This is a genomic window from Okeania sp., from assembly GCF_983059655.1.
The window spans coordinates 1,238-5,522 of record NZ_CEZPJD010000536.1 but is presented as its reverse complement, the minus strand read 5'-3'; the positions used below and the strand labels follow the sequence as shown (position 1 = coordinate 5,522).

4 protein-coding genes are annotated in these 4,285 nt (G+C 35.7%); 3 read left to right on the top strand and 1 reads right to left on the bottom strand.

The features are described from left to right. Nucleotides 1-322 precede the first annotated feature (322 nt). Both AC3DU7_RS23625 and AC3DU7_RS23620 read left to right on the top strand, forming a co-directional pair. Nucleotides 323-544: a hypothetical protein gene (locus AC3DU7_RS23625; RefSeq protein WP_488041743.1), complete on the top strand. Its 222-nt coding sequence runs from the start codon at nucleotides 323-325 to the stop codon at nucleotides 542-544. Nucleotides 545-821: 277 nt separating this feature from the next. After that, nucleotides 822-1,808, top strand: coding sequence for a pentapeptide repeat-containing protein (locus tag AC3DU7_RS23620; protein ID WP_488041742.1), 987 nt, complete (start codon nucleotides 822-824; stop codon nucleotides 1,806-1,808). 224 nt (nucleotides 1,809-2,032) lie between these two features. On the opposite strand, the gene AC3DU7_RS23615 is transcribed toward AC3DU7_RS23620, so the two are convergent. Next, the gene (locus AC3DU7_RS23615) at nucleotides 2,033-3,271 is read right to left on the bottom strand and encodes an RNA-guided endonuclease InsQ/TnpB family protein (RefSeq protein WP_488041744.1); all 1,239 of its coding nucleotides are present in this window, start codon (nucleotides 3,269-3,271) and stop codon (nucleotides 2,033-2,035) included. Between the two features lie 306 nt (nucleotides 3,272-3,577). Here AC3DU7_RS23615 and ccmP point away from each other — a divergent pair, with 306 nt between their 5' ends. Continuing rightward, a complete protein-coding gene (ccmP, locus tag AC3DU7_RS23610) occupies nucleotides 3,578-4,216 on the top strand; it encodes a beta-carboxysome protein CcmP (protein ID WP_488041741.1) in 639 nt (212 codons plus the stop codon). Nucleotides 4,217-4,285: the final 69 nt, after the last annotated feature.

Below are 4,285 nucleotides of genomic sequence, written 5' to 3'. Positions count from 1 at the left end.
GGGAAGCCAGAGGATGCTGCGCTTTTGAAGGATGGGAAGCCAGATGTTGCTTCGCTTTTTGTTGAACGGGGGAAGCCAGAAGATGCTGCGCTTTTTGTTAAAAGGGGGACTTAGAGGGCTTGGATGTAGCAAATGGGACTTCTCAGACAACCTCTCAAGGTTAAAGGTAGATTGCCAGTTTATGTGAAACACTAGTTTGTTCCTGGCTATATAAAAAGCTTAAAACTCAGACAACGCCAGATTTTTCCCTTTTCCTATTTCCTTTCTTTCTTCTTGCCTCTTCTATGAGCTAAAATAAATTTTGTAGAGTTAAAGTCAAGCAATGAGTTTAGAAAAAGATTTATTCAAGAACTATTTAATACCTGTGAAAGAAAAAGATTTATTTAAAGCTTTGGAAAAAGCTGCAAAAAAAGCTTCTAAAGCAAACATTTATGTGGTCAAAAAATCAGAGAATTATCGTTTAACTAAAAAAGCAGAAAAACAGATATTTTCCTTTAGTTCCAATTCTGCAAAGTGGTTAAAATCTCTAATAGTTAGAAAATAATTTTACTTTCTTTAAGTTTGACGGCAACTGCTAATTTTTATTGATATTTAGTCTATTAAAAATAAGGAATAGGGAACAGAGAGAAATTGATGGGGAAAACATTTTTCTTCTTAGTTAATTAATGAAATTTGAGATGACAAACTGATATAAAGAAAACTTAAAACTCAGACAACATCAGATTTTTCCCTCTTACCGAAAAATTATGGCCTAAAGCCTCCTTATTGCGGAAGTACTGATAACTGATGACTGATAACTGAAATGACCTTCTTTCTCGATCATGAGCAAAAATCCTCATCAAGTTTCTTTCAACGCTGGTTTAGCAAATAAATTAACATTAGACACTGAAGATGTTAAACAATTGCTGTTAGCTAATAACATCGCTACATTATCGGAAGCAGTAAAAGCACAAAAAATTAGCCTAGATTTAATAATTAAGGCATTACAAGATAATTCATCAGAAATACAATGGAAAGCTTATGCTTTTTTGCAAGAAATAGAAGAGCCTCAAGTTATACAGGCATTGTCAGAATATCAATGGGAAGCAGCTAGACTTTTAGAATTATATGTAAATGGTAATAGAAAATTTATTAGGGCTAATTTGTGTAATGCTGAATTAATGGATGTTGATTTGAGTCAGATTAATTTAAGTTCAGCTAACTTCAAAAATTCTGACTTGAGAAATACAAATTTTAGTCATGCTAATTTGCAAAATGCTAATCTAACAGAAGCTTATTTAAGCTGTTGTAATTTCAGTCATGCTTGTTTGAAAGGAGTTGATTTTAGTCATGCTTTTATGTGGGGAGCTAACCTCAGTCATGTTGACTTAAATGGAATGTATTTAGTAAATATAAACTTCAGTCATGTCAATTTACAAAATGCCAACTTAAGTCAGGCTAATTTAAGTTATGCTAACTTGAAAAGTGCTGATTGTTGTGATGCAAATTTGAGAAAAATTATGCTCAAAAATGCGAATCTAAGTAACATTAATTTGACTAGGGTAAATTTACAGGAAGCTAACCTAATAAATACTAATTTAAGTGGGGCTAATCTTCAAGAAGCTGACCTGAAAAACGCTAATTTTAAATATGCAGAATTATGGGATGCTAATTTGAGTAGAACTAATTTTTTTGGTGCTGACCTGAGTAATGCTAATCTAGAATCTGCAAATCTTCAGGATGCTAATTTAGAAAATACTAACCTTGAGAATACTAATCTGGAAAATGCTAATTTAGTAGGCTGTAAATTACCAATGGATAATGGGTAATTGATAATGGATAATTGATAATTAATCGCGCTCTAGGTAATTATCTATTATCCATTAATGAACGTAGGTTTATCTAAATTTGGAGGCGGGTTGATCTAAATCTAATGTTGAGCAATTAACTTAACGTGGAACCCGCCCCTCTCTGAAAACTTTTGACTTTTATTTTTTGACTTATGACTTCGCTAACTCTGCATATGTGTTGTCATATAATGTCTACGAGTGAACTACCCCACCGTATAGACGGATGGGGCTTCTGAACTCAAAGGGGAATGCCTCAAGACAGACTTACGTCCACCTTTTGGTCTTACTTCCCCTCCTCCAGCAGCAGTCCTGGTTCCCAAGACCGATATTTCTCTGATGCCTTCTGCCCTAATATTTTTGGAAGCATTTTCGTCTCGATCATGGTGAGTACCACAACTCGGACAAGTCCACTCTCTCACATCTAATGGCATTTCTGATATTTGATAGAGACAATTAGAGCAAGTTTTAGAGCTAGGAAACCATCTATTAATCTCTACTAATAAACCACCTTTTTGTTGCAGTTTATAGTCAACAAAATTGATAAACATTCCCCAACTCACATCAGAGATACTTTGAGCTAAGTTGTGATTACATTTGCGCAGCATTCCGTAGGAAACCATACCCTTGATGTTCAGATTTTCAACAACTACTACTTGATTATCATTAACGATTTTTCTTGATAATTTATGTAGAAAGTCTTGACGGGCATTACTAATACGTTCGTGAACTTTAGCTACTAGCGATCGTGCTTTTTCTCTTGAAATACTATCTTTCTTTTTACGAGCTAATTTCGCCTGTTTTCGAGCTAAGTTTTTTTGATGTTTTTTGAAGTGTTTAGGGTTAGCATACTTAGATGTTTTTTCGCCATCATGAGTAATACAAAAGTCTTTTAGTCCTAAGTCAATGCCAACAACTTTACCTGTAACAATCACTTCAGGGATTTTTTGTTTGGTGTCAAATAATAATGAAGCATAATACTTTCGGGTGGGTGTTTTAGTAATTGTTACGGTTTTAAGTTGTCCATCAAATAGCCTATGAATTGAAGATTTTATCACTCCAACTTGAGGTACTTTCACTCCTTTATCTACTACTTGGCAGTTTTGAGGATATTGACAGGATTGCCTCTTTTGATAAGACTTGAATTTGGGATATTTAGCTCTACCTTCAAAAAAGTTCTTGAATGCTTTGGTTAGGTTGAGAGTGGTTGACTGCAAAACTTGAGAATAACACTCTTTTAGCCACTTAGTTTCTTCTGAGTTCTTAAGTTTAGGTAACACTTTGTTTAGTGCTACTCGACTCAACCCTTTACCTGTTTCTTTGTAAGTTTCGTTGCACAGATTCAAAGCATAATTCCACCACCATCTGGAACACCCCATTACTTGGTTTAGTTTCTGGGCTTGCTCAGGAGTTGGATATATTCTGACTTTTACAGCTCTGTACAATGATTTCACACAAAACATAGTTTATGGTAAAAGTATAACACAATAAAATTGCGTATTGGATGCTACGCAGTTTATTTATTTGTAGGGCATTCATCCCTAACCTTTAGAAGATGAGGGAATTCTGCCCAACATTCTGTTAATATTTTTCCACATTACAGAATAATTAAGGTTTAAATCCTCTCATGAGCAAGGAGAAACAAGAAAAAATTTTCCTTTTATTCAATCCTCTTCCTTTTAGTAATTATCAATTATCAATTATCAATTATCCATTATCCATTATTCATTATTGAAACGGAGATTTAAGTCTTGGGTATAGATCTGCGCAGCTATGTATACATAGATAATTTGCAACCTCAACACGCCGCTTATATTGGTACAGTGGCCCTTGGCTTCTTGCCCCTACCTGGGGATACCTCTCTGTGGGTGGAGATTTCACCAGGTATTGAAATTAATCGGATTACTGATGTGGCCCTCAAGTCTAATTCTGTTCGGCCAGGGGTACAGTTTGTGGAACGACTTTATGGTTTACTAGAAATTCATTCCAGTCGTCAGGGAGATACGAAAGCTGCTGGAAAGGCTATTTTACAAGCTTTGGGAGTGGCAGAACGCGATCGCCTCAAACCTCGTATTGTCTCTAGTCAGGTTATCCGGAATATTGATTCCCACCAAGCACAATTGATTAATCGTAATCGTCGGGGCCAAATGCTTTTGGGTGGACAAACTCTCTATGTATTAGAAGTACAACCTGCTGCTTATGCTGCTTTGGCTGCTAATGAAGCGGAGAAAGCGGCTCTAATTAATATTTTGCAAATTCAAGCTGTGGGTAGTTTTGGCAGGCTTTATTTGGGAGGGGAAGAACGAGATATTTTGGCAGGTTCTCGAGCAGCTTTGGAGGCCATGCAAAATGTTTCTGGTAGGGAACATACTGATAAAGCTCAAGAATGAATGAAGGCAGAAGAGAAAATTGCTGATGGATAGTCAAAGAAAGGCCACTTCTTGTCTGATAACTTCAAA

Bases quoted from the DNA above. Each gene is read 5' to 3' on its own strand.
- AC3DU7_RS23625 (WP_488041743.1), top strand. From the start codon at position 323: ATGAGTTTAGAAAAAGATTTATTCAAGAACTATTTAATACCTGTGAAA.
- AC3DU7_RS23620 (WP_488041742.1), top strand. From the start codon at position 822: ATGAGCAAAAATCCTCATCAAGTTTCTTTCAACGCTGGTTTAGCAAAT.